The organism is Burkholderia sp. 4NA327C6 (assembly GCF_005502655.1).
Classification (GTDB): Bacteria; Pseudomonadota; Gammaproteobacteria; order Burkholderiales; family Burkholderiaceae; genus Burkholderia; species Burkholderia contaminans.
In genome coordinates, this window is record NZ_SCNZ01000005.1 from 118,794 (window position 1) to 136,515 (window position 17,722).

General features: G+C 66.4%; 15 protein-coding genes. 3 read left to right on the forward strand and 12 right to left on the reverse strand.

Going from position 1 to position 17,722, the window contains the following annotated elements:
* The first annotated feature begins 108 nt into the window (after positions 1–108).
* Positions 109–846, forward strand: a complete 738-nt coding sequence (locus FFS49_RS07105; protein ID WP_105817053.1) for an OmpW family outer membrane protein — start codon at positions 109–111, stop codon at positions 844–846.
* A gap of 43 nt (positions 847–889) precedes the next feature.
* Here FFS49_RS07105 and FFS49_RS07110 read toward each other — a convergent pair whose 3' ends face one another.
* The 8 genes from FFS49_RS07110 to FFS49_RS07145 form a co-directional block, all read right to left on the reverse strand.
* The gene (locus FFS49_RS07110; protein ID WP_039371915.1) at positions 890–1,891 is read right to left on the reverse strand and encodes a LysR substrate-binding domain-containing protein; all 1,002 of its coding nucleotides are present in this window, start codon (positions 1,889–1,891) and stop codon (positions 890–892) included.
* Positions 1,892–2,413: 522 nt separating this feature from the next.
* A complete protein-coding gene (locus tag FFS49_RS07115) occupies positions 2,414–3,907 on the reverse strand; it encodes an aldehyde dehydrogenase (protein ID WP_105817054.1) in 1,494 nt (497 codons plus the stop codon).
* A 16-nt stretch (positions 3,908–3,923) separates the two neighbouring features.
* Positions 3,924–5,255, reverse strand: a complete 1,332-nt coding sequence (locus tag FFS49_RS07120; RefSeq protein ID WP_105817055.1) for an FAD-binding oxidoreductase — start codon at positions 5,253–5,255, stop codon at positions 3,924–3,926.
* A 6-nt stretch (positions 5,256–5,261) separates the two neighbouring features.
* The gene (locus FFS49_RS07125) at positions 5,262–6,149 is read right to left on the reverse strand and encodes a dihydrodipicolinate synthase family protein (protein ID WP_105817056.1); all 888 of its coding nucleotides are present in this window, start codon (positions 6,147–6,149) and stop codon (positions 5,262–5,264) included.
* Between the two features lie 161 nt (positions 6,150–6,310).
* The gene (glyA, locus tag FFS49_RS07130) at positions 6,311–7,606 is read right to left on the reverse strand and encodes a serine hydroxymethyltransferase (protein ID WP_105817057.1); all 1,296 of its coding nucleotides are present in this window, start codon (positions 7,604–7,606) and stop codon (positions 6,311–6,313) included.
* 168 nt (positions 7,607–7,774) lie between these two features.
* Positions 7,775–8,656: a glycine betaine ABC transporter substrate-binding protein gene (locus FFS49_RS07135; RefSeq protein ID WP_105817058.1), complete on the reverse strand. Its 882-nt coding sequence runs from the start codon at positions 8,654–8,656 to the stop codon at positions 7,775–7,777.
* Positions 8,657–8,809: 153 nt separating this feature from the next.
* A complete protein-coding gene (locus FFS49_RS07140; RefSeq protein WP_039371928.1) occupies positions 8,810–9,697 on the reverse strand; it encodes a proline/glycine betaine ABC transporter permease in 888 nt (295 codons plus the stop codon).
* Positions 9,694–10,983 (reverse strand): glycine betaine/L-proline ABC transporter ATP-binding protein, encoded by a 1,290-nt coding sequence (locus FFS49_RS07145; RefSeq protein WP_039371930.1) that lies wholly within the window; start codon positions 10,981–10,983, stop codon positions 9,694–9,696. Before FFS49_RS07145 ends, FFS49_RS07140 begins: the two co-directional genes overlap by 4 nt.
* A 602-nt stretch (positions 10,984–11,585) precedes the next feature.
* Between FFS49_RS07145 and FFS49_RS07150 the strand changes: the two genes are divergently transcribed.
* Entirely contained in the window at positions 11,586–12,176 is a 591-nt protein-coding gene (locus FFS49_RS07150; RefSeq protein ID WP_071336005.1) for a dimethylsulfonioproprionate lyase family protein, read from the forward strand.
* A 17-nt stretch (positions 12,177–12,193) separates the two neighbouring features.
* Here FFS49_RS07150 and FFS49_RS07155 read toward each other — a convergent pair whose 3' ends face one another.
* The 3 genes from FFS49_RS07155 to FFS49_RS07165 are packed head-to-tail and all read right to left on the reverse strand — an operon-like array spanning position 12,194 to position 15,723.
* Entirely contained in the window at positions 12,194–13,348 is a 1,155-nt protein-coding gene (locus FFS49_RS07155; protein ID WP_105817059.1) for a porin, read from the reverse strand.
* A 33-nt stretch (positions 13,349–13,381) separates the two neighbouring features.
* Positions 13,382–14,353 carry a sulfonate ABC transporter substrate-binding protein gene (locus FFS49_RS07160; protein WP_105817060.1) on the reverse strand — a complete coding sequence of 324 codons (972 nt, stop codon included), beginning with the start codon at positions 14,351–14,353 and terminating at the stop codon, positions 13,382–13,384.
* A 47-nt stretch (positions 14,354–14,400) separates the two neighbouring features.
* A complete protein-coding gene (locus FFS49_RS07165; protein ID WP_105817061.1) occupies positions 14,401–15,723 on the reverse strand; it encodes an LLM class flavin-dependent oxidoreductase in 1,323 nt (440 codons plus the stop codon).
* A 142-nt stretch (positions 15,724–15,865) separates the two neighbouring features.
* On the opposite strand from FFS49_RS07165, the gene FFS49_RS07170 reads away from it, so the two are divergent.
* Positions 15,866–16,918, forward strand: a complete 1,053-nt coding sequence (locus tag FFS49_RS07170) for a LacI family DNA-binding transcriptional regulator (RefSeq protein ID WP_105817062.1) — start codon at positions 15,866–15,868, stop codon at positions 16,916–16,918.
* 167 nt (positions 16,919–17,085) lie between these two features.
* On the opposite strand, the gene FFS49_RS07175 is transcribed toward FFS49_RS07170, so the two are convergent.
* Entirely contained in the window at positions 17,086–17,655 is a 570-nt protein-coding gene (locus tag FFS49_RS07175) for a lipocalin family protein (RefSeq protein ID WP_039370025.1), read from the reverse strand.
* Positions 17,656–17,722 lie beyond the last annotated feature (67 nt).

Consider the following 17,722-nt stretch of genomic DNA (forward strand, 5'->3'; position numbering starts at 1 on the left):
ATGACTATCGCGCTTCAAGGCAGTACGCGCCGTTTGATCAGTAATCCATACGAGTTTTGAAAATTGAATCGCCATTCGTAAAACGAATCGAGACGGAGGAGACACGAGATGAATTTCAACAGGACGACGAGCGCCGCAAACATCGCGGCTTGTATCTGCATGGCTTCACTTGCGGGCCTTGCGAATGCGCAGACGGCCGGCAGCATTACGACGTCGGTGGGATGGCTGCACATCGCGCCGCAGGGGGACGCGACGCCGCTGACCGTGCAAAGTGTCGGCGGCGTCGCGGTCAATCAGCAAGTGGCCGGTACCGGCGCACATGCGAGTTCGACCGACACGATGGGCATCACGACCGAGTATTACGTCACGGACAATCTGGGTATCGCGGTACTTCTGGGCATGCCGCTGACAGTGAACCTGATCGGCGACGGCACCCTGCAGAAGTACGGCACGCTCGGCACGACACGGCCGATGCCGCCCGCGATCGAGCTTCGCTACCACCTATTTGCAGCCGCATCGAAATTCCGTCCGTACCTCGGCATCGGCGTGAACTATACGTGGTTCACGCAGGTTCGCGCGACCAATAGCCAGTTCATTACCGACAGCTTCGGCCCCGGCGGCTCGGCGCGTGCGACCCTCAGCGCATCGTGGAACCCCGTGTTCGAGATCGGCGCGAATTACGCGCTGACGAAGCACTGGTCGGTCGGCACCTCTCTCAACTACATGCCGGTGAAGACCCACCTTACGCTGTACGGACAAACCGCGACCGGCACGCCGGTGGTGTCCACCTCGACGCTCCGGCTCAATCCGCTGAGCGTGTTCCTGAACGTCGCCTATACGTTCTAGCAGAGTGGGCCGGATGCCGATCGAGGCTGGCAGGGGCAGCGTGTCATCGACCAATCTCGACGCCGGCATCGAGCCAGTCTCGCATCATGATGGCGACCTCGTCACGCAGCCACTGACGGAACAGTCGGTACTCCGGCCGCGAGTGCGCATTCCTGTGCGTGATCAGGTAATGATGGCGATCACGAAACACGAGGACATCCTGCACCGGGCGCACCAGCACGCCCGCGTCGATCTGCCGGTGCACGAGGTGGTGCCAGCCCAGCAGCGTGCCCTCGCCGGCCTCGGCCTGCGCGACGAGCAGCCGGTAGTCGTTGCTTTCCAGATACTTGCTCCCGGCCAGCGTCTCGGTGCCGTCGCTCTGCTGGAACCAGTTGCGCCACACGCGCCAGTCGACGTGCTCGCACACCTGGGCACGGCCGAGCATCGACAGGTTCAGCGTCGGGCACGACAGCAGGTCCAGCGGCTTCAGCGACCGGCCATGAAAATGCCGCTCGCGAAACGACGGACTGCACACCGGATACACGATGTCGTGGAACAGCGGTTCGGCTTCGAACTCCGGGGCGCGCGGCGGGTTTTTCGTGATGATCACGTCAGGCTCGATGAGGCCGTCGAGCTCCATGAAATGCTCGGTGACGATCACGTGCAGCTGGATATCCGGAAACCTTTCGCGAAACGCGGGCAGTCGCGACGACAGCCACAGTGCGGAAAACGTGTGCGACGCGCAGACCATCAGCGCGTGCTTGTCGGTCCGGCGCACGGCCTCCGCCGCCTCGGCGATGTTCATGATCGACAGGTACGACGCGTTGTACAGGACCCGCCCGGCATCCGTCAGCGCGATATGCCTGCCCGTGCGCTCGAACAGCGCGACGTCGAGCGAATCCTCGAGCTCCTTGATCTGCCGGCTGATCGCGGCCTGCGTCACGCACAGCACCTCGGCGGCCTGAGTGAAGCTTTCGTAGCGCGCCGCCGTCACGAAGCAGCGCAGCGCGCGAAGCGACGGCATCTGCGCGAGAAGTCGGTCGGCAAACAATTGCTTCTTCAACATGGCTTCCACTCTCAAAACGGCGGTCGGACGCTGCGCCGACGAACGCGTCGACGGCAGTCCCGCCGGCTGCCTTCAGTCAGTCTCGCCGCAAACCTTTCAATTGGCTGATATCGCAGCTTGCGCATCGGTTGGGCGGTTCGCAAGAACGAGGCGGCCGCGCAAACGGCGTCACGATGACGCCATTTTCGATCGATTGTGCACCGTATCGCTATTATCGGAAGCGATGACGGGGACGGCAACACGCACGTCCGGCAGACACCGCCGCTCCTTGCCTGGCCTATGCGCGGCACACCGCAGCCGATACCGTCACGGTGTCGCGTCGCGCCGCCAGGTGCGGATCGCGCTTTCCTTAGCGCGCCACCTCTGGGGCGCTCGCCGGCGGTCGGCCGGTGACCATGCCCGCACAACAGGGGGCAGCACGACATCGTGGTCGATCGGCGGCAGCGCGCGCGCCGCCGAAACCGCTCATCCAAGCGCCATCGCGGGCCGTGCGAGCCTGCGATGCCGCGTGCTCCGCATCGCTCAGTCGAGCTTCAGCCAGGTGGTCTTCAGTTCGCAATATTGATCGTGCGCGTACACGGATTTGTCGCGGCCGCCGAACCCCGACTGCCTGAATCCGCCGAACGGCGTCGAAAGATCGCCTTCGCCGAAGCAGTTCACCGTGACCGTCCCCGCGCGAATGCGCGCGGCGACCTTGTGCGCACTGTTCACGTTGTCGGTCCAGAGCGATGCAGCGAGCCCGTAGCACGTATCGTTCGCGATCCGCACCGCGTCGTCGACGTCGTCGTACTCGATGAAGCAGACGACCGGCCCGAACACCTCGTCGCGCGCGATGCTCATCCCGGGCGTCGCCTGGTCGAAGATCGTCGGTTCGACGAACCAGCCGCCGGTTTCGGCGAGCATTGCCTGCCCGCCGCACACCACGTGTGCGCCTTCCGCCTTCGCCTTCTCGATATGGCCGAGCACCTTGTCGTAGTGCTTCTGCTCGATCAGCGCGCCGAGCTTCACGTCCGGGTCGAGCGGGTCGCCGGTCTTCCAGCCGTCGAGCACCGCCAAAACCTTCTCCAGCAGCTCCGCCTTGAGGCTCGACGGCACGAGGATCCGCGAGCCGGCGCTGCAGTTCTCGCCCATGTTCCAGAACGCGGCCGCGACCGCCTGTTCGGCGACCGCATCGAGATTCGCGACGTCCGGCAGGATCACCTGCGGGTTCTTGCCGCCGCATTCGAGCACGACGCGCTTCAGGTTCGTATCGGCCGAGTAATGCAGGAAGCGCTTGCCGGTTGCGGTCGAGCCGGTGAACGCGACGAGATCGACGTCCGGATGGCGGCCAATCGCCTCGCCTGCCTCGCCGCCGAACCCGGTGACGACGCTGAACACGCCCGGCGGCACGCCGGCTTCCCGCGCGAGATCGGCGATGCGCAGCGTCGACAGCGACGTCTGCTCGGCCGGCTTCACGACAACGCTGTTGCCCACCGACAGGGCGGGGCCGATTTTCCACGCGAGCATCAGCGCCGGGAAATTCCATGGCAGCACGGCGCCGACGACACCGATCGGCTCGCGCGTGATCATGCTGACGACACCGCTGCCGGACGGCGACAACGCGTCGTAGCGCTTGTCCGTCACCTCCGCGTGCCAGCGGATGCACGCGGCCGACTCGGGAATGTCGAGCCCCAGGCACTCGCCGATCGGCTTGCCGGCTTCCAGCGCCTCGAGCAGCGCGAGTTCCTCCGCATGCTCGTCGATCAGTTGCGCGACGCGCAGCAGCACCGCCTTGCGATGCGCGGGCGCGGCCTTCGACCAGACACCCGACTCGAATGCCTCGCGCGCAGCCGCGACCGCGCGATCGACGTCGCGCTCGTTGCAGCGCGCGACTTCGGCGAGTACCTTGCCCGACGCCGGGTTGAGCGTCGCGAACGTCACGCCCGACGCCGCCGCACTGCGCTCGCCCGCGATGAACGCGCGGCCGTCGAGCGACAACGCATTCGCCTTCTGCTTCCAATCCTGATGGGTCGTCATGTCGTTTCCTCAATAATCAAAGCTCGGCACCGGCCGAGAATTCCTTCGCCCAGATCGTCGCCGACACGGCAAGGTCGACGAGCGGCCGAACCGGCAGCGGCCGCGGATGCGGCTGCTTCAGCAACTGCTGCACGAGACTGTTCGATTCGCCGAGAGCGTATTCGGCGATCAGCTTGCCGGACGACGATCCGCGGCTCAGCCCGAGACCGTTGCAGCCGATCGCCTCGTAGAGACCGTCGTCGCGCTTGCCGAACAGCGCGCCGTTGTTCGCGGACAGGCACAGCGGCCCACCCCACGTATATTCGAGTTCGACGCCACCGAGCATCGGGAAGCGGCGCTCGAACGAGCGCTGATGCAGATGCCGCGCCTTCGCAAGATCGGCAGGCGATACCCTCACGTCCGGCCTGAACGCGAAATGGTTGCGCACGCAAATGCGATCGGTGATCAGGCGCCGCACCGTCGTGCCCATCGGATCGGCCGGAATCACTGCCCACGACCGCATTCCGCCGAGCTTCGCGACTTCGTCGGCATTCATCTGCCGCGTGAGCGACGCGAACGTGTAGACCGGCAGCAATCCGTTCGAATGGATGCCGAAGGTCGCTGCGTACGCATTCGTGCACACGATGACCTGCTTCGCGACGATCGTGCCGCCGGCGAAGTGCAGCGCGCGCGTGTCGCCGCGCGGCTCGATCCGCGTGACCGGGCTGAGCTCGAATACCGTCACGTTGTCCGGCTGCGTGGCCGCGAGGCCGCGCATCAGCGCGGCAGGCTGCACCGTGCTGCAGCCCGGCGTGAACAGCGCGCCCGTGTAGAAGTCGGTGCCGGTCACGGCCCGGATGGCCGGCTGGTCGAGCCACTCGAACGCTTCGCCGATGCGCGACAGGCCGTCCGCGAAATGCGTGAGCGCGGCGGCGCCCTTCCTGTTGACCGATGCGTGGAATTTGCCGTCGTCGCGCCAGTCGCAATCGATGCCGTAGCGCCGCACGATGTCGCGCACATAGTCGATGCCGTGCCGCTGGAACCGTACGTCGGCGCGGTCCTCGTCGATGCTGCGCGAGTAGCTTTCGCTGCTGATGTCGTGCGGCAGGTCGACGAAGAATCCGGAATTGCGCCCGGCGGTCGTACGGCCGATCCGGTCGGCCTCCACGAGCGCGATCGACGCGCCGGGCGCGAGCTCCGCGAGCCGGCGAGCCGCGCACAGCCCGGTGATGCCGCCGCCGACGACGACCCAGTCGAACCGGCCGTCGGACGTGACGGTGCGCGCGTCCGGTGCGGGCGGCAGGCTCTCCCACCAGCCGTTCATTCCGTCCGGCGCCGGAAACCGCGCGAATTCCAGATTCGAACGCATGATGAATTACCGGCCGTCGCGCAGCAGCGGCTTCACGAGCTTCGCGAACGCGTCGCGCTCGTCGCCCGACAGCGCGCCGAGCGGGGCGCGTGCGACCCCGACCGGCAAGCCGGCCAGCTCGCATCCGTAACGCACGTACTGGATGAACTTGCCGCTGCGCTCGAGCAGTTCGAGCACCGGCAGCAATTGCGCCATCAGCTTGCGGCCTACCGCGAAATCGCCGCGCGTGACGCACGCGTCGAACAGGTCGGTGTGTGCTTCCGGCAGGAAGTTCGACGCGCCGCCGACCCAGCTGCGGGCGCCCCATGCGAAGAACTCGAGCGCCTGGTCATCCATGCCGCAGCTCAGCACGAGCCGGCCGCTGAAATGTGTGGACAGGTGATGCAGATGCGCGATGTCGCCGGTGCTTTCCTTCATCGCGACGAAATTCTTGCGCTGGAGCAGCGTCTCGAGAATTCCGTCGCCGATTTCGGTGCCGGTGCGGGCCGGAAAGTTGTACAGCATGATCGGCATGTCGAGCGCGTCGTCGATCGTGAGCAGGTGCGCGAGCAGTTCCTGCTGCGTCGGCTGCGCGTAGTACGGCGCCGCCACCAGCAGCGCATCCAGCCCCGCACGTTTCGCTTCGCGGCCGAGGCGCAGCACTTCCTTCGTCGTCGTCGCGTTGATGCCCGCGGTCAGGAACGTCTTGCCGCCGGCGGCAGCCGCGACCGTGTCGAACGTGCGCACGCGCTCGTCGAAGCTCAACGCGTAGTATTCGCCCGTCGTGCCGCCGATGCCGAGGCCGGACACGCGGCCGGCGAGATCGGCCGCATGCCGGCCCAGCAGTGCGTGATCGATTTCGCCGTCCGCGTCGAACGGGGTGACCAGCGGTGTGTGTACGCCCTCGAAGCTCATTTCAATTCCTCATTCAGGTGAGTGGGTGCCCGGTTCCCGCCGTCACGCACGGACGGGCACGGGACAAGACGTCGGCGCGCGCCGTGCGTGTTCCGCGCAGCCACGCCGATCGATTCGTCAAGCGGTTCGAGCCATGCGTCCGCCCGATCCGGTTCCGGCGATCAGGCAAACGCCTCCGCGTGGGCGTAGATCGGAAACTGGGCGCACAGATCGCGCACGCGAGTGCGGACCGCGCGCTCGACGCCCTCGTCCCCGTCCGGATTGCGCTCGAGCGCCGCCAGGACCGTGAGGATCATGTCGCCGATCTGCTCGAACTGCGCGGGCCCGAAGCCGCGCGTCGTGCCGGCGGGCGTGCCGAGCCGGATCCCGGACGTGACGGTCGGGTTTTCCGTATCGAACGGAATTCCGTTCTTGTTGCAGGTGATGCCGGCACGCTCCAGCGCCTTCTCGGCCTGCATGCCGGTAATGCGCCGCGCGCGCAGGTCGACCAGCAGCAGGTGGTTGTCCGTGCCACCGGTCACGAGCGTCAGGCCGCCGGCCGTCAGCACCTGTGCGAGCGCTTGCGCGTTGCGCAGCATCTGGTCGATATAGCGCGTGAACTCCGGGCGCAGGGCTTCCGCGAAGGCCACCGCCTTGCCCGCGACGACGTGCATCAGCGGGCCGCCCTGCAGCCCCGGAAAAACGGCCGAGTTGATCTGCTTCGCGACGTCGGCGTGGTTCGTCAGGATGAAACCGCCGCGCGGGCCGCGCAGCGTCTTGTGCGTGGTCGACGTCACGACGTCGGCGAACGGCAATGGGCTCTGATGGCGGCCGGCCGCGACGATGCCGGCGATATGCGCCATGTCGACCATCAGCTTCGCGTCGACGCTGTCCGCGATCTCGCGGAACGCGGCGAAGTCGAGCGCGCGCGGATATGCGGAATAGCCCGCGATGATCAGCTTCGGCCGATGGCGCTGCGCGAGCCGGCGCACATCGTCGTAATCGATGCGCAGCGTGTCCGGGCTCACGCCGTACTGCACCGCGTTGAACCACTTTCCCGACAGCGCGGGGCGCGCGCCATGCGTCAGGTGGCCGCCCGCATCGAGCGACATCCCCATCACCGTGTCGCCCGGCTTGACGAGCGCGAGCATCACCGCGCCGTTGGCCTGCGCGCCCGAGTGCGGTTGCACGTTCGCGTGGCTCGCGTCGAACAGCGCGCACGCGCGGTCGATCGCAAGTGCCTCGATCCGGTCGACATGGTCGCAACCGCCGTAGTACCGGCGCGACGGATAGCCTTCCGCGTACTTGTTCGTCAACACGGTGCCCTGTGCTTCCAGCACCGCCGCGGACGCGATGTTTTCGGATGCAATCAGTTCGATCTGCGTCTGCTGGCGACGCAACTCCAACGCGATTTCAGATGCGATCACCGGATCGCGGCTCTGGAGCGTTTCGGCAAAAAAGCGGGCGTTCTCGTTCACTGGGTGACTCCGCGACGCGATTCGTGACGTGCTGCGTGGATTCAAAGCACCGCGCGCTGCAAGGCCGGTGCCGTCGTGACGGCTCCAGGCCGCCGGCATCGGCCAGCGCCCGCGCGCGGCTTGCGCGGACGACGCGGCTCGCGTCGTCCACGTGGCCGGCGCGTGGCCTTATTGCTGCAGCCAGGCTTTCAGCTTCTCCGGATGGGTGTCGACGAACTTCTTCGCGGCGCTCGCGTAGTCGTTCGTGCTGTTGCCTTCGAACTCGATCGCCTCGACGTCGGCCAGCGTCAGTTTCAGGTGCTTGAAGAACACGTCGGCGCGCGGAAACTTGCCCGCGAACTTCTTCGACGCGAACGCGTGGATCTGCTCGTCACCGCCCAGCGTGCCCTTCGGGTCCTTCAGGTAACGCATCTGCCACTTCTGGAACAGCCAGTGCGGGCTCCACACCGTCGCGACGATCCACTGCTTCGACTGGTACGCGCGCGACACGCTGGCCAGCATCCCGGCCTCGCTCGACGCCTGGAGGGTGTAGCCGTCCAGGCTGTAGCCCTTGATCGTCCGCTCCGACGCCTGCATCAGGCCGCCGCCCGGTTCGATGCCCTGGATCGTGCCGTTCAGCTTGCTCTTGACTTCCGGCTTGTTCAGGTCGGCGATCGACGACAGCGCCGATTCCGGCACGTAGGTCGGCACGGCCCAGCCGTTCTTGCCGCCGGTGTAGATAATGCCCACGTCATCCAGGTCGTTCTTGTACTTCGCGTAGTACGCGCCGTGCGTGACCGGCAGCCAGCCGCCGACCATGATGTCGAGATCGCCGCGCGCGACGCCCTGATACTGGATGCCGATGTCGGCCTGCACGAACTGCACCGGCTGCTTGAGCTGCGTCTCGAGCACGTACTTCGCGACGTTGGCCACCGCGAGCACGTCCGCCCAGTTGGTGACCGCGATCTTGACCGGCTCCGCCGCCGACGCGGCACCCACACCTGCGCTGCAGGCGACCACCGTCGATAGGGCAAGTTTCGCCAGAAGCGACTTGAACACATGGGCATTCATCTAGTACTCCTTTTTAATCACGCGAGTCTTTCGAAGATGAGGAACGCCTTCGATCGGCGTTTCCGGTCTCCACGCACTGCTACACCGGTTCCGCCGCGGCACCGTGGCCGCGGCGCTGCATCGTCTTTCGATGATCTTCGACTGCCGTGTCCGTCAGGTCCGTGCCGCGCCGCGCGGCTCTGCCTTGCCGGCACGCGCGAGCGGCCTTTTCACGTTCTTCTTCGCCTTCACGCCGAAGCTCTCGGTCAGTCGATCCAGCACGATCGCGAGCAGCACGACGCCGAGCCCGCCTTCGAAGCCGATCCCGATGTCGAGACGCTGGATCCCGCTCAGCACGTATTCGCCGAGGCCGCCCGCGCCGATCATCGACGCGACCACCACCATCGACAGCGCCATCATGATCGTCTGGTTCACGCCGGCCATGATCGACGGCAATGCGTTCGGCAGCTGGATCTTCCACAGCAGCTGCCAGTCGGTGCTGCCGAACGAACGGCCGGCTTCGATCAGTTCCTCGCGGACCTGCCTGATGCCGAGCGTCGTCAGCCTCACGACGGGCGGCATCGCGAACACGATCGTCGCGATCACCGCCGGCACGCGTCCGAGCCCGAACAGGATCACGGCCGGGATCAGGTACACGAACGCGGGCATCGTCTGCATGAAATCGAGCAGCGAGCGCAGGATCATGCCGATCCGGTTGTTGCGCGCCCCCCAGATGCCGAGCGGCACACCGATCACGAGGCTGAAGAACGTCGCCGCCGTGACGAGCGCGAGGGTCGACACCGTCTGCGCCCACAGGCCCATGTAATGGATGACGAGCAGCGCGCAACCGACGAAGATCGAAAACACGACGCCCCGGCGCCACACTGCGAGGCCCACCAGGATCACGACCATCGCGATGAACGGCACGGCGGCGAGACCGTCCTCGAGCAGCTTCACGACCGCGCCGAGCCCCGCCGAGAACGTGTCGAAGCCGCCACGGAAATGCAGAAACAGAAAGTTGACGACGTTCTCCGCGAACTTCCCGATCACCGACGAATTCATGCTGCCCTCCGTTGCATCATCTGCTTGAGTATCGTCCGGCAGGACACGACGCCCGCCAGTCGTCCCGCTCCGTCCGTCACCGGCACGTCGTGCTGCTGCGTCAGCGCGATCGACGCAAGCCGATGCAGATCCGTATCGATCGACACCGCGTTGAAGTCGTTCAGGAACGCGTCGCGAATCGGCTTCGCGCCGGACCGGTGCAGCGTGGCGGGCGTGACGCAGCCAAGGTAACGGCCGGATTCGTCGCACACGTAGCCGCATTCCGCGCCGCTGTCGATCAGCTGGTTCAGATAGCGGTCGGACGGCGTGAGCGCATCGCTGCGAAGCAGCCCGCGCTCGACCGGCGTCATCATGCTCGATGCCTTCATGAAACGCGACACGTCGACGTTGCGGAAGAAGTCCTGCACGTACGCGTCGGCCGGCGTCTGGATCAGTTCGGCGGGCGTGCCGACCTGGATCAGGCAACCGTCCTTCATGATGCCGATGCGACCGCCGATCTTGACGGCTTCCTCGATATCGTGGGAGATGAACACGATCGTGCGCTGCTCTTCCTTCTGCAGGCGCAGCAGCTCGTTCTGCATTTCGAAGCGGATCAGCGGATCGAGCGCGGAGAATGCCTCGTCCATCAGCAGCACCGACGGATTCACCGCCAGAGCGCGGGCGAGGCCCACACGCTGCTGCATGCCGCCGGACAACTCGCTCGGCAGCAGTTTCTCGTACGAGCCGAGGCCGACGCGCTCCAGCGCCGCGCGCGCGACCTCGTAGCGCTGCGCCTTCCTGATCCCCGCGACTTCGAGCCCGTACGCGATGTTGTCGAGCACGGTGCGGTTCGGCAGCAGCGCGAACGACTGGAACACCATGGCCATCTTCTGGCGCCGGACGTCGCGCAGTTCCGGCGTCGACATCGGTGCGATGTCGCGACCTTCGAGCACGACCTGCCCGGCCGTCGGCTCGATCAGCCGGTTCAGCAATCGGACGAGCGTCGACTTCCCCGAACCCGACAGCCCCATGATCACGAAGATCTCGCCGGCGCGCACGCTCAGGCTCACGTCGTTGACCGCGACCATGTTGCCGGTTTCCGCGAAGATCTCGTTGCGGCCGACGCCGCGCTTCATCATCTCGATCGCACGCTCGGGCTTCGGACCGAAAATCTTCGACAGGTGCTTGACGGTCAGGATGTCCGTTCCCGTCGCGATACTCGACCGGGCAATCGACGGCGCACCGCCGGTGTGGATTGCCCCGGTGGGAAGTACGTCGCCCGGCGCAAACGTCATATTTGGAGCCATTCTGTCATCCCGACTGACTGGAAAGGGAAGCCGCGAACTTCGTGCGAGTCGTCATCGATCGCCCCCATGGCGTCGGCTCGATGCGGCTCCTGCGTGGTTGACGGCGCTGATGCAGTGAATGCAGCGTATCAATCCAATTTCGTCGCTCCAGATACATTTTCTGTGCGCTTTCCCATACCTTTGGTAATGCATCGTTTCGGGGCGAAAAGGCGTGTTCGCCGCAAAACGGTGCGAAATAGGTGAAACGCAATGCCGGCGCGGCTGTGCCGAATTTTGCGGGGGCGGCGGCCCAGCGGCGCGCGCAGCGCGCGCAAGCGTCCGCTAGGGGAAAATCCCGACGCGGGGACTTCAGGGAAACTACCGAGAAATCAGGCTGGCAACTTCGCGAGCTGCTTTGGACCATGCGTACGCGACGAACTGCCCGCTGCCCCATATCAGGGTGCCGGCGGCTGTCGATCGACAGCGCGCATACCGAACGGCAGCCGCGGCACGCAGATGGCGGCCAATGCCAAGCCCGTCGCGCTTTTTCGCTGCCCGCATCGACAGGTTTCTGCCTAGACTTTCGCTGATCGGCCCACATCACTCAGGGAGCAGCAAGCAGCATGCATGAACGTCCGAAACCCATCGCGGATTTCGTCCGGATCGCCGGCGAACTGTTCCAGTCGGAAAAGCTGCCCGCCGCCGCGCGCGCGTTCGCACCGCACGTATTCGCCCGATTGCGGCAGCCGTCGGACAACGGCGCGCGCAACGCAGTGCGCTACCCCGCGTGCGAATGGCTTGGCCCGGCGCTCCAGGCCGTCGCACGCGTGAACCCGACGTTCGCCGCCGTCGCGCGGCTGATCGGGTCGCTGGAGCCGGTAGTCGGCTGGACGCGCCGTACGTCAGGAAAGGACGGTAGCCCGAACTACATCGATGGGCACGTGAACGGAATGATCTGCGGGCCCGGCGGCGCCGAAAGCCGCGACGACATTCAACTCGGCTTCTCGCTGATGATGCCCGGCGTGCGATACCCCGATCACGGCCACGCGCCGGAAGAAGCCTACGTGCTGATGACCGCCGGTGAATTCCGGCAGCAGAACGGCGAATGGTTCGATCCCGGGATCGGCGGCGGCATCCACAATCCGCCCGGCGCGCTGCATGCGATGCGCTCCGGCGACACGCCGTTCCTCGCGATCTGGTGTCTGCTGAATTGAACCGTCGACCGTTGCGATCAGAACGACGTCCTGATGCCAGCCGTCACCGCCCATGGGTCGAATCCCGGCGTCACCGTCGCCGCCGGGTTGTTCAGAAGTGCGAATCCCTGTGTCGAATGACGGTTGTTCAGTATCGTCGTCGCGAAGCCATACAGCTGCGTGCGCTTCGACAGGTAGTACACGTAGCCCACATCGCAAGCGATCGCACGCGCATCGCCATTCTCGATACGCCGCGACACGCCGACGTTGATGTCGCCGAATCCGACACGCACGCGCGCGTTGAGCAACGCGGCGGACGCGAACCATCCCGTGCCGTCGGTACGCTTCGAATACACGTAGTTCCCGCCCACCACCATGCGACCGAAATCGTATGCGGCGGTCAGTACATGCGTGAGCTGCGACGACGCGTCGGATGCCGTCGCGCTCGCGTAGTACTGGTAGCGGTTGAAGCCATAGCCGACCAGCACGTTGTTCTTCGCGTACTGGAGGTTCACGCCGACGTTGCGCGCGTTCAGCGTCTGCCCGGCAGGATCCTGCGCACCGAACGAATAGCCGATCTCGCTCGACCAGCCGCCGAGCGCTTCCGGCGTCCGGTAGCGCACCGCGTTACGGTAGAACCCGCCGGTGCCGCTGGAACCGAGCGTCGTCGTGTGTTCGAGCGACATGATCGCGGCTGGATTCGCGAGCCCGTACGTGCCGACGTCGGACGCGAGAAACACCCAGTAGATCGGCAGGTACAGATAGCCGGCGTCGACGCTGCCGAACGGCCCCGACAACCCGACCGATGCGCCGCGGTTGAACTCCGTCGCGCCGCCTCCCATCCCCGTGTAGATATTGAAGCCCGTCTCGAGACGGAAATTCGCGCGATAGCCGCCGCCGAGATCTTCCTTGCCGAGCAGCCCGAAGCGCGATGCCTGCAGGTTGCCGCTGGCCGCCGACGCGGTCGTTCCGGTCGTGCTGTTGAAGCGGCCGTACTGCACGGCTGCATCGACGATGCCGTACATGACCAGCGTCGACTGCGCGTGCCCGGTGTGGCTGGCGCAGGCGAGCGCGACGGCACCCGCCGTGCGCAGCCCGGTTTTCAGCCGGGGCGTGAAGCGAAAGCGCCAGCGCAATGCGGCGGCGCGGCGAACGGGACGGATGGCGGCGGTACGGGAAGCGAGTCGGTTCATGACAGCGGCTCTGCGAGCGAGTGGAGTATCAAGTCAGCGGGTGAAGGAAACCGGGTGTGCAATGTCAGCGACCTGGATCGCACGCGGAATGACGTTCGCTCGACGGAACGTATCCGCAACGCGTTGCTGCGCGCCGAGCACGGTCGAATTGACGGGCAGCAGCCCGAATGCGGATCGCGCGAGATAGCGCTCGACGACGGGCTGCGGCACGCCGATCTCGCGAGCAATCAACTGCGCGGCGTCGCTGCGATGGGCGGCCGCCCATGCGTCGCCGCGCGCGACCGCCGACAGCACATCCGACAACACCTCGGGGTGGGCCTTCGCGAAATCCGGCGCACCGAGAAAGAAGCTGTACGGCTGCACGATGCCCGACGCATAGTCGGCGATCGTGCGCACGCCGAGCGTCTGCTGGACGACCGCGAGATACGGATCCCAGATGACCCATGCGTCGACCTTGCCGCCTTCGAAGGCCGCGCGTGCGTCGGCGGGCGACAAGAAGGCGGGCTTGATGTCCGCATAGGTCAGGCCGGCTTTTTCGAGCGCGGCGACGATCAGGTAGTTCGAACTCGACCCGCGGGCGAATGCCACCGTCCGCCCTTTCAGGTCGGCGACCGATTTGAGCGGCGAGCCGTCGAGCACGATGATGGCCTCGTTGTGCGGGCCGGCGGGTTCGGCCGCCAGGTAGACGATCCGGCTGCCCGCCGCCTGCGCGAAGATCGGCGGCGGCGAGCCCGTATAGCCGAGATCGATCGAGCCGGCATTCATCGCCTCGAGCAGCGGCGGCCCGGACGGGAATTCGGTCCATGCGATGTCGAAGCCGCGCGCGGCGAGCGGCTTGTCGAGCGAGCGCTGCGCCTTCAGCAGCGTGAGCGGCGTGCCCTTCTGGTAGCCGATGCGCAGCGTGCGGCCGGTGTAGGCCTGCGCGCCGCCGGCGAATGGCATGGCGAACGCGGCCACGGCTGCAGCCTGTGCGGTTCGGAGAAACGAACGTCGGGAAAACGTCATGATCGGAGGTTCCTTATCGGATGGATTCGACGGGACGAATGTGCGCGCTACGCACGCACCGGTCGCGGCAGCCCAAGATGCTCGCGCAACGTGGAGCCGGTGTAGGCCGTGCGGAACAGCCCGCGCCGCTGCAACTCGGGCACGACGAGCGAACAGAACGCCTCGAGGCCGCCCGGCAGTTCGGCCGGCATCACGTTGAAGCCGTCGGCCGCGTCGCGCTCGAACCACGTCTGCATCAGGTCGGCCACGGTTGTCGCACTGCCGACCACCGTCACGTGCCCGCGTCCGGCCGCGATGCGCAGCACCAGTTCGCGGATCGTCAGGCGCTCGTCGCCGGCCAGCGCGGTCAGGAGTGCCTGGCGGCTGCGCTGGCCGCTGTCCGTGAGCGGCAAATCCGGCAACGGACCGTCGAGCGGATAGCCGGACAGGTCGAAGTTGCCGAGCATCCGCGCAAGCATCGCGACGCCCGCGACCGGATCGACGAGCGCCTGCAGCGCGTCGAAGCGCTCGCGCGCCTCGTCGTCGGTACGCGCGACGACGACCGACAGGCCAGGCATGATCTTCACGTCGCCCGGCGCGCGGCCCGCGGCAACCGCACGCGCCTTCATGTCGCGGTAGAACGCCTGCGCGGCATCCAGCCGTGCGTGCGCGGTGAACACGACGTCGGCCGTCCGCGCGGCGAGGTCGCGGCCCGCCTCCGATGAGCCCGCCTGCACGACGACGGGCCATCCCTGCACCGGGCGCGGCACGTTGAGCGGGCCCGCCACGGAGAAATGCAGGCCGCGATGATCGAGCACGCGCAGCGTGGACGCGTCGTAGTACACGCCGCTCGCCTTGTCGCGCACGAAGCTGTCGTCGGCCCAGCTGTCCCACAGCCCCGTCACGACGCGATGGAATTCCCGGGCGCGCGCATAGCGCTCGTCGTGACCGACGTGTTCGGCGCGGCCGAAGTTGCGCGCCTCCGCCGCGTTGTCGGACGTCACGAGATTCCAGCCGGCCCGCCCGCCGCTGATGTGGTCGAGCGACGCAAACTTGCGCGCGATGTGATACGGCTCGTTGTAGGTCGTCGTCGCCGTGGCGATCAGGCCGATGCGCTCCGTGACCGCCGCGAGCGCAGGCAGCAGCGTCAGCGGATCGAGCCGGTCGGAACGGGCCGATCGCGCGGCGCCGTCTCCGACGTTCGCGGCGACACTGTCCGCGATGAAAATCGCGTCGAAGCACGCGCGTTCCGCCGTGCTCGCCAGCGCCGCATACGCACGAAAATCCGTGCCGCCACCGGCCGGCACGTCCGGATGCCGCCACGCGGCTGCATGGTGTCCGGTCTCCATCAGAAAGGCCCCGAGGTGCATGAGGCGGGAAGCTGTCGTCATCCGATATCCTGTCGCGAAAGCAGCGCCTCACCACCGGGCCGCGCATCGTTTCGTGCTGGCGACCGCGCTTGGTTAGCGCTAACATTGCAGGCAGTTTCCCGTGGCGCATTTGCCGCGTCAAATAACGAAATCAGCGGAACATATGTCCGATTCGACTAAAAGCGATGCGCGTCCCCGCCGCACGTCGGGACGCCTGACCCTGCGCGATGTGGCCGAGCACGTCGGCGTGTCGCAGATCAGCGTGTCGCGCTATTTCCAGGATCCGGCGCGGCTGTCCGCGCCGCTGCGCGAGCGGATCGCCGATGCGGTCGCCGAACTCGGCTACGTGCCGAATCTCGTCGCCGGCGGGCTCGCATCGGCGCGCAGCCGTGTCATCGGCATGGTCATTCCGAACATCTCGGGGCCGATCTTTGCGAACACGATCCAGAGCTTCAGCGACGAGGTCACCGCACACGGTTACCAGTTGCTGCTCGCATCGAGCTATTTCTCGACGGATCTCGAGGAGAACGCGGTGCGTGGATTGCTCGGATGGTCGCCGGCGGCGCTCGTGCTCACGTCGCACTTCCATTCCCGGGGAACCGAGGAACTGATCGAACAGACGCAGGTGCCCGTGCTCGAAACGTGGGACTTCCAGCCGCGGCGCAAACCGCTGCAGATCGGCTTCGTGCACCAGGAAGCCGGACACATCGCGGCGCGTCATCTGGTGGAACGCGGCTATCGACGCATCGCGTTCGTGCTGAACAGCGCGGCGGGCGACGCAAGCGCGCGCGAGCGTTGCGATGGTTATACCGAGATCATGCGCGAGCATGGGCGCGAGCCGATCGTGTTTGCACCGACCGAAGCGCAGCCGATGCACGCAGGACGCGAGGCGCTGCTCGCGCTGTGTTCCGCCCGCCGCACGGCCGACGCGATCATCTTCGCGAACGACAACCTCGCGTTCGGTGCGCTGCTGTCCGCGCCCGGCGCGGGCATTCGCGTACCGGAGCAATGCGCGATCGTCGGTTTCGGCGACTACCCGATGGCGGAAATGCTGACGCCGGGCCTGACGACCGTGCGGCCGCCCGCGAGTGAAATCGGCATCACGGCGGCCGCGCGGATCTTTCAGCTTCTGCAGGAGGATCCGCCGGCGCTCGACACGCTTCGCAAAAGTCAGCGACCGATGTCGTGCCAACTGATTGTCCGGGCGAGCAGTTAACTGCCGAAGGCAACGAACCGGTTTTCGCGTTCAGCGAACGTAGACCCAAAGGCGTCATCCCGCATTTCGCCGTCGCCGTCGCCGTCGGCCACGGCCGCGCGCATACGCGGCGCTCGGCGTTGCGCCCGGCCCGATGGCGCCGCGCACGCGTGCTGCGTGCGGTCGCCCTAATGCGCGGTGCGCCGCAACATCGTCGTGTCGTAACCGAGCGCCCGCACCCGTTCGACGAGCGCCGCGGCCTGTTCAGCGGAAGGCTTCGCATCGCGCGTCAGGATCCACAGGAACCGCCCCGACGGTTCACCGACGATCGACCATGCGTAGTCGTCGGCGCGATCGAGCACCCAGTAATCGCCGAGGAAGAACGGCCCGAAGAACGACACTTTCAGCTTTGCGCCGCCGCTGTCGGCCACGATCCTTGCGCGCCCGTCGGCGCTTCGCGCGCGGCCGTCCGGCCCGCCTTCGCGGCAGGTATTGCGCACGCCGACGAGACCGTCTTCCCGCTTCGCATAGTCGGCCGTCACGCCGTCGCATCCGCGCTCGAAGCGGTTTTCATACCGCGCGAACTCGTACCATCTGCCGACGTAGCGATCGAGATCGACGGATTTCGCGGGTTGCGGAACGTGTGCATTCCCGCTGGGCCCGCCGGCGAGGCCTGCACATCCCGCCAGCACCAGGGCGGCGCCCGCCACGATCACGCCCGCCGCCCACAGCGGTCGGCCCACGATACTTCGCTTCATTGAATGACTCTCCAGACACGAAACCCGCTCATTGTGCACGCAACCGACGGTAGTCGGCCGCATCCGC

Excerpts from the sequence above, each read along its gene's own strand:
- FFS49_RS07145 (WP_039371930.1), bottom strand. The coding sequence starts at position 10,983 with ATGGCTCCAAATATGACGTTTGCGCCGGGCGACGTACTTCCCACCGGG.
- FFS49_RS07140 (WP_039371928.1), bottom strand. The coding sequence starts at position 9,697 with ATGAATTCGTCGGTGATCGGGAAGTTCGCGGAGAACGTCGTCAACTTT.
- FFS49_RS07110 (WP_039371915.1), bottom strand. The coding sequence starts at position 1,891 with ATGTTGAAGAAGCAATTGTTTGCCGACCGACTTCTCGCGCAGATGCCG.
- FFS49_RS07120 (WP_105817055.1), bottom strand. The coding sequence starts at position 5,255 with ATGCGTTCGAATCTGGAATTCGCGCGGTTTCCGGCGCCGGACGGAATG.
- FFS49_RS07165 (WP_105817061.1), bottom strand. The coding sequence starts at position 15,723 with ATGACGACAGCTTCCCGCCTCATGCACCTCGGGGCCTTTCTGATGGAG.
- FFS49_RS07135 (WP_105817058.1), bottom strand. The coding sequence starts at position 8,656 with ATGAATGCCCATGTGTTCAAGTCGCTTCTGGCGAAACTTGCCCTATCG.
- FFS49_RS07125 (WP_105817056.1), bottom strand. The coding sequence starts at position 6,149 with ATGAGCTTCGAGGGCGTACACACACCGCTGGTCACCCCGTTCGACGCG.
- FFS49_RS07115 (WP_105817054.1), bottom strand. The coding sequence starts at position 3,907 with ATGACGACCCATCAGGATTGGAAGCAGAAGGCGAATGCGTTGTCGCTC.
- FFS49_RS07155 (WP_105817059.1), bottom strand. The coding sequence starts at position 13,348 with ATGAACCGACTCGCTTCCCGTACCGCCGCCATCCGTCCCGTTCGCCGC.
- FFS49_RS07105 (WP_105817053.1), top strand. The coding sequence starts at position 109 with ATGAATTTCAACAGGACGACGAGCGCCGCAAACATCGCGGCTTGTATC.
- FFS49_RS07175 (WP_039370025.1), bottom strand. The coding sequence starts at position 17,655 with ATGAAGCGAAGTATCGTGGGCCGACCGCTGTGGGCGGCGGGCGTGATC.
- FFS49_RS07170 (WP_105817062.1), top strand. The coding sequence starts at position 15,866 with ATGTCCGATTCGACTAAAAGCGATGCGCGTCCCCGCCGCACGTCGGGA.
- FFS49_RS07150 (WP_071336005.1), top strand. The coding sequence starts at position 11,586 with ATGCATGAACGTCCGAAACCCATCGCGGATTTCGTCCGGATCGCCGGC.
- FFS49_RS07160 (WP_105817060.1), bottom strand. The coding sequence starts at position 14,353 with ATGACGTTTTCCCGACGTTCGTTTCTCCGAACCGCACAGGCTGCAGCC.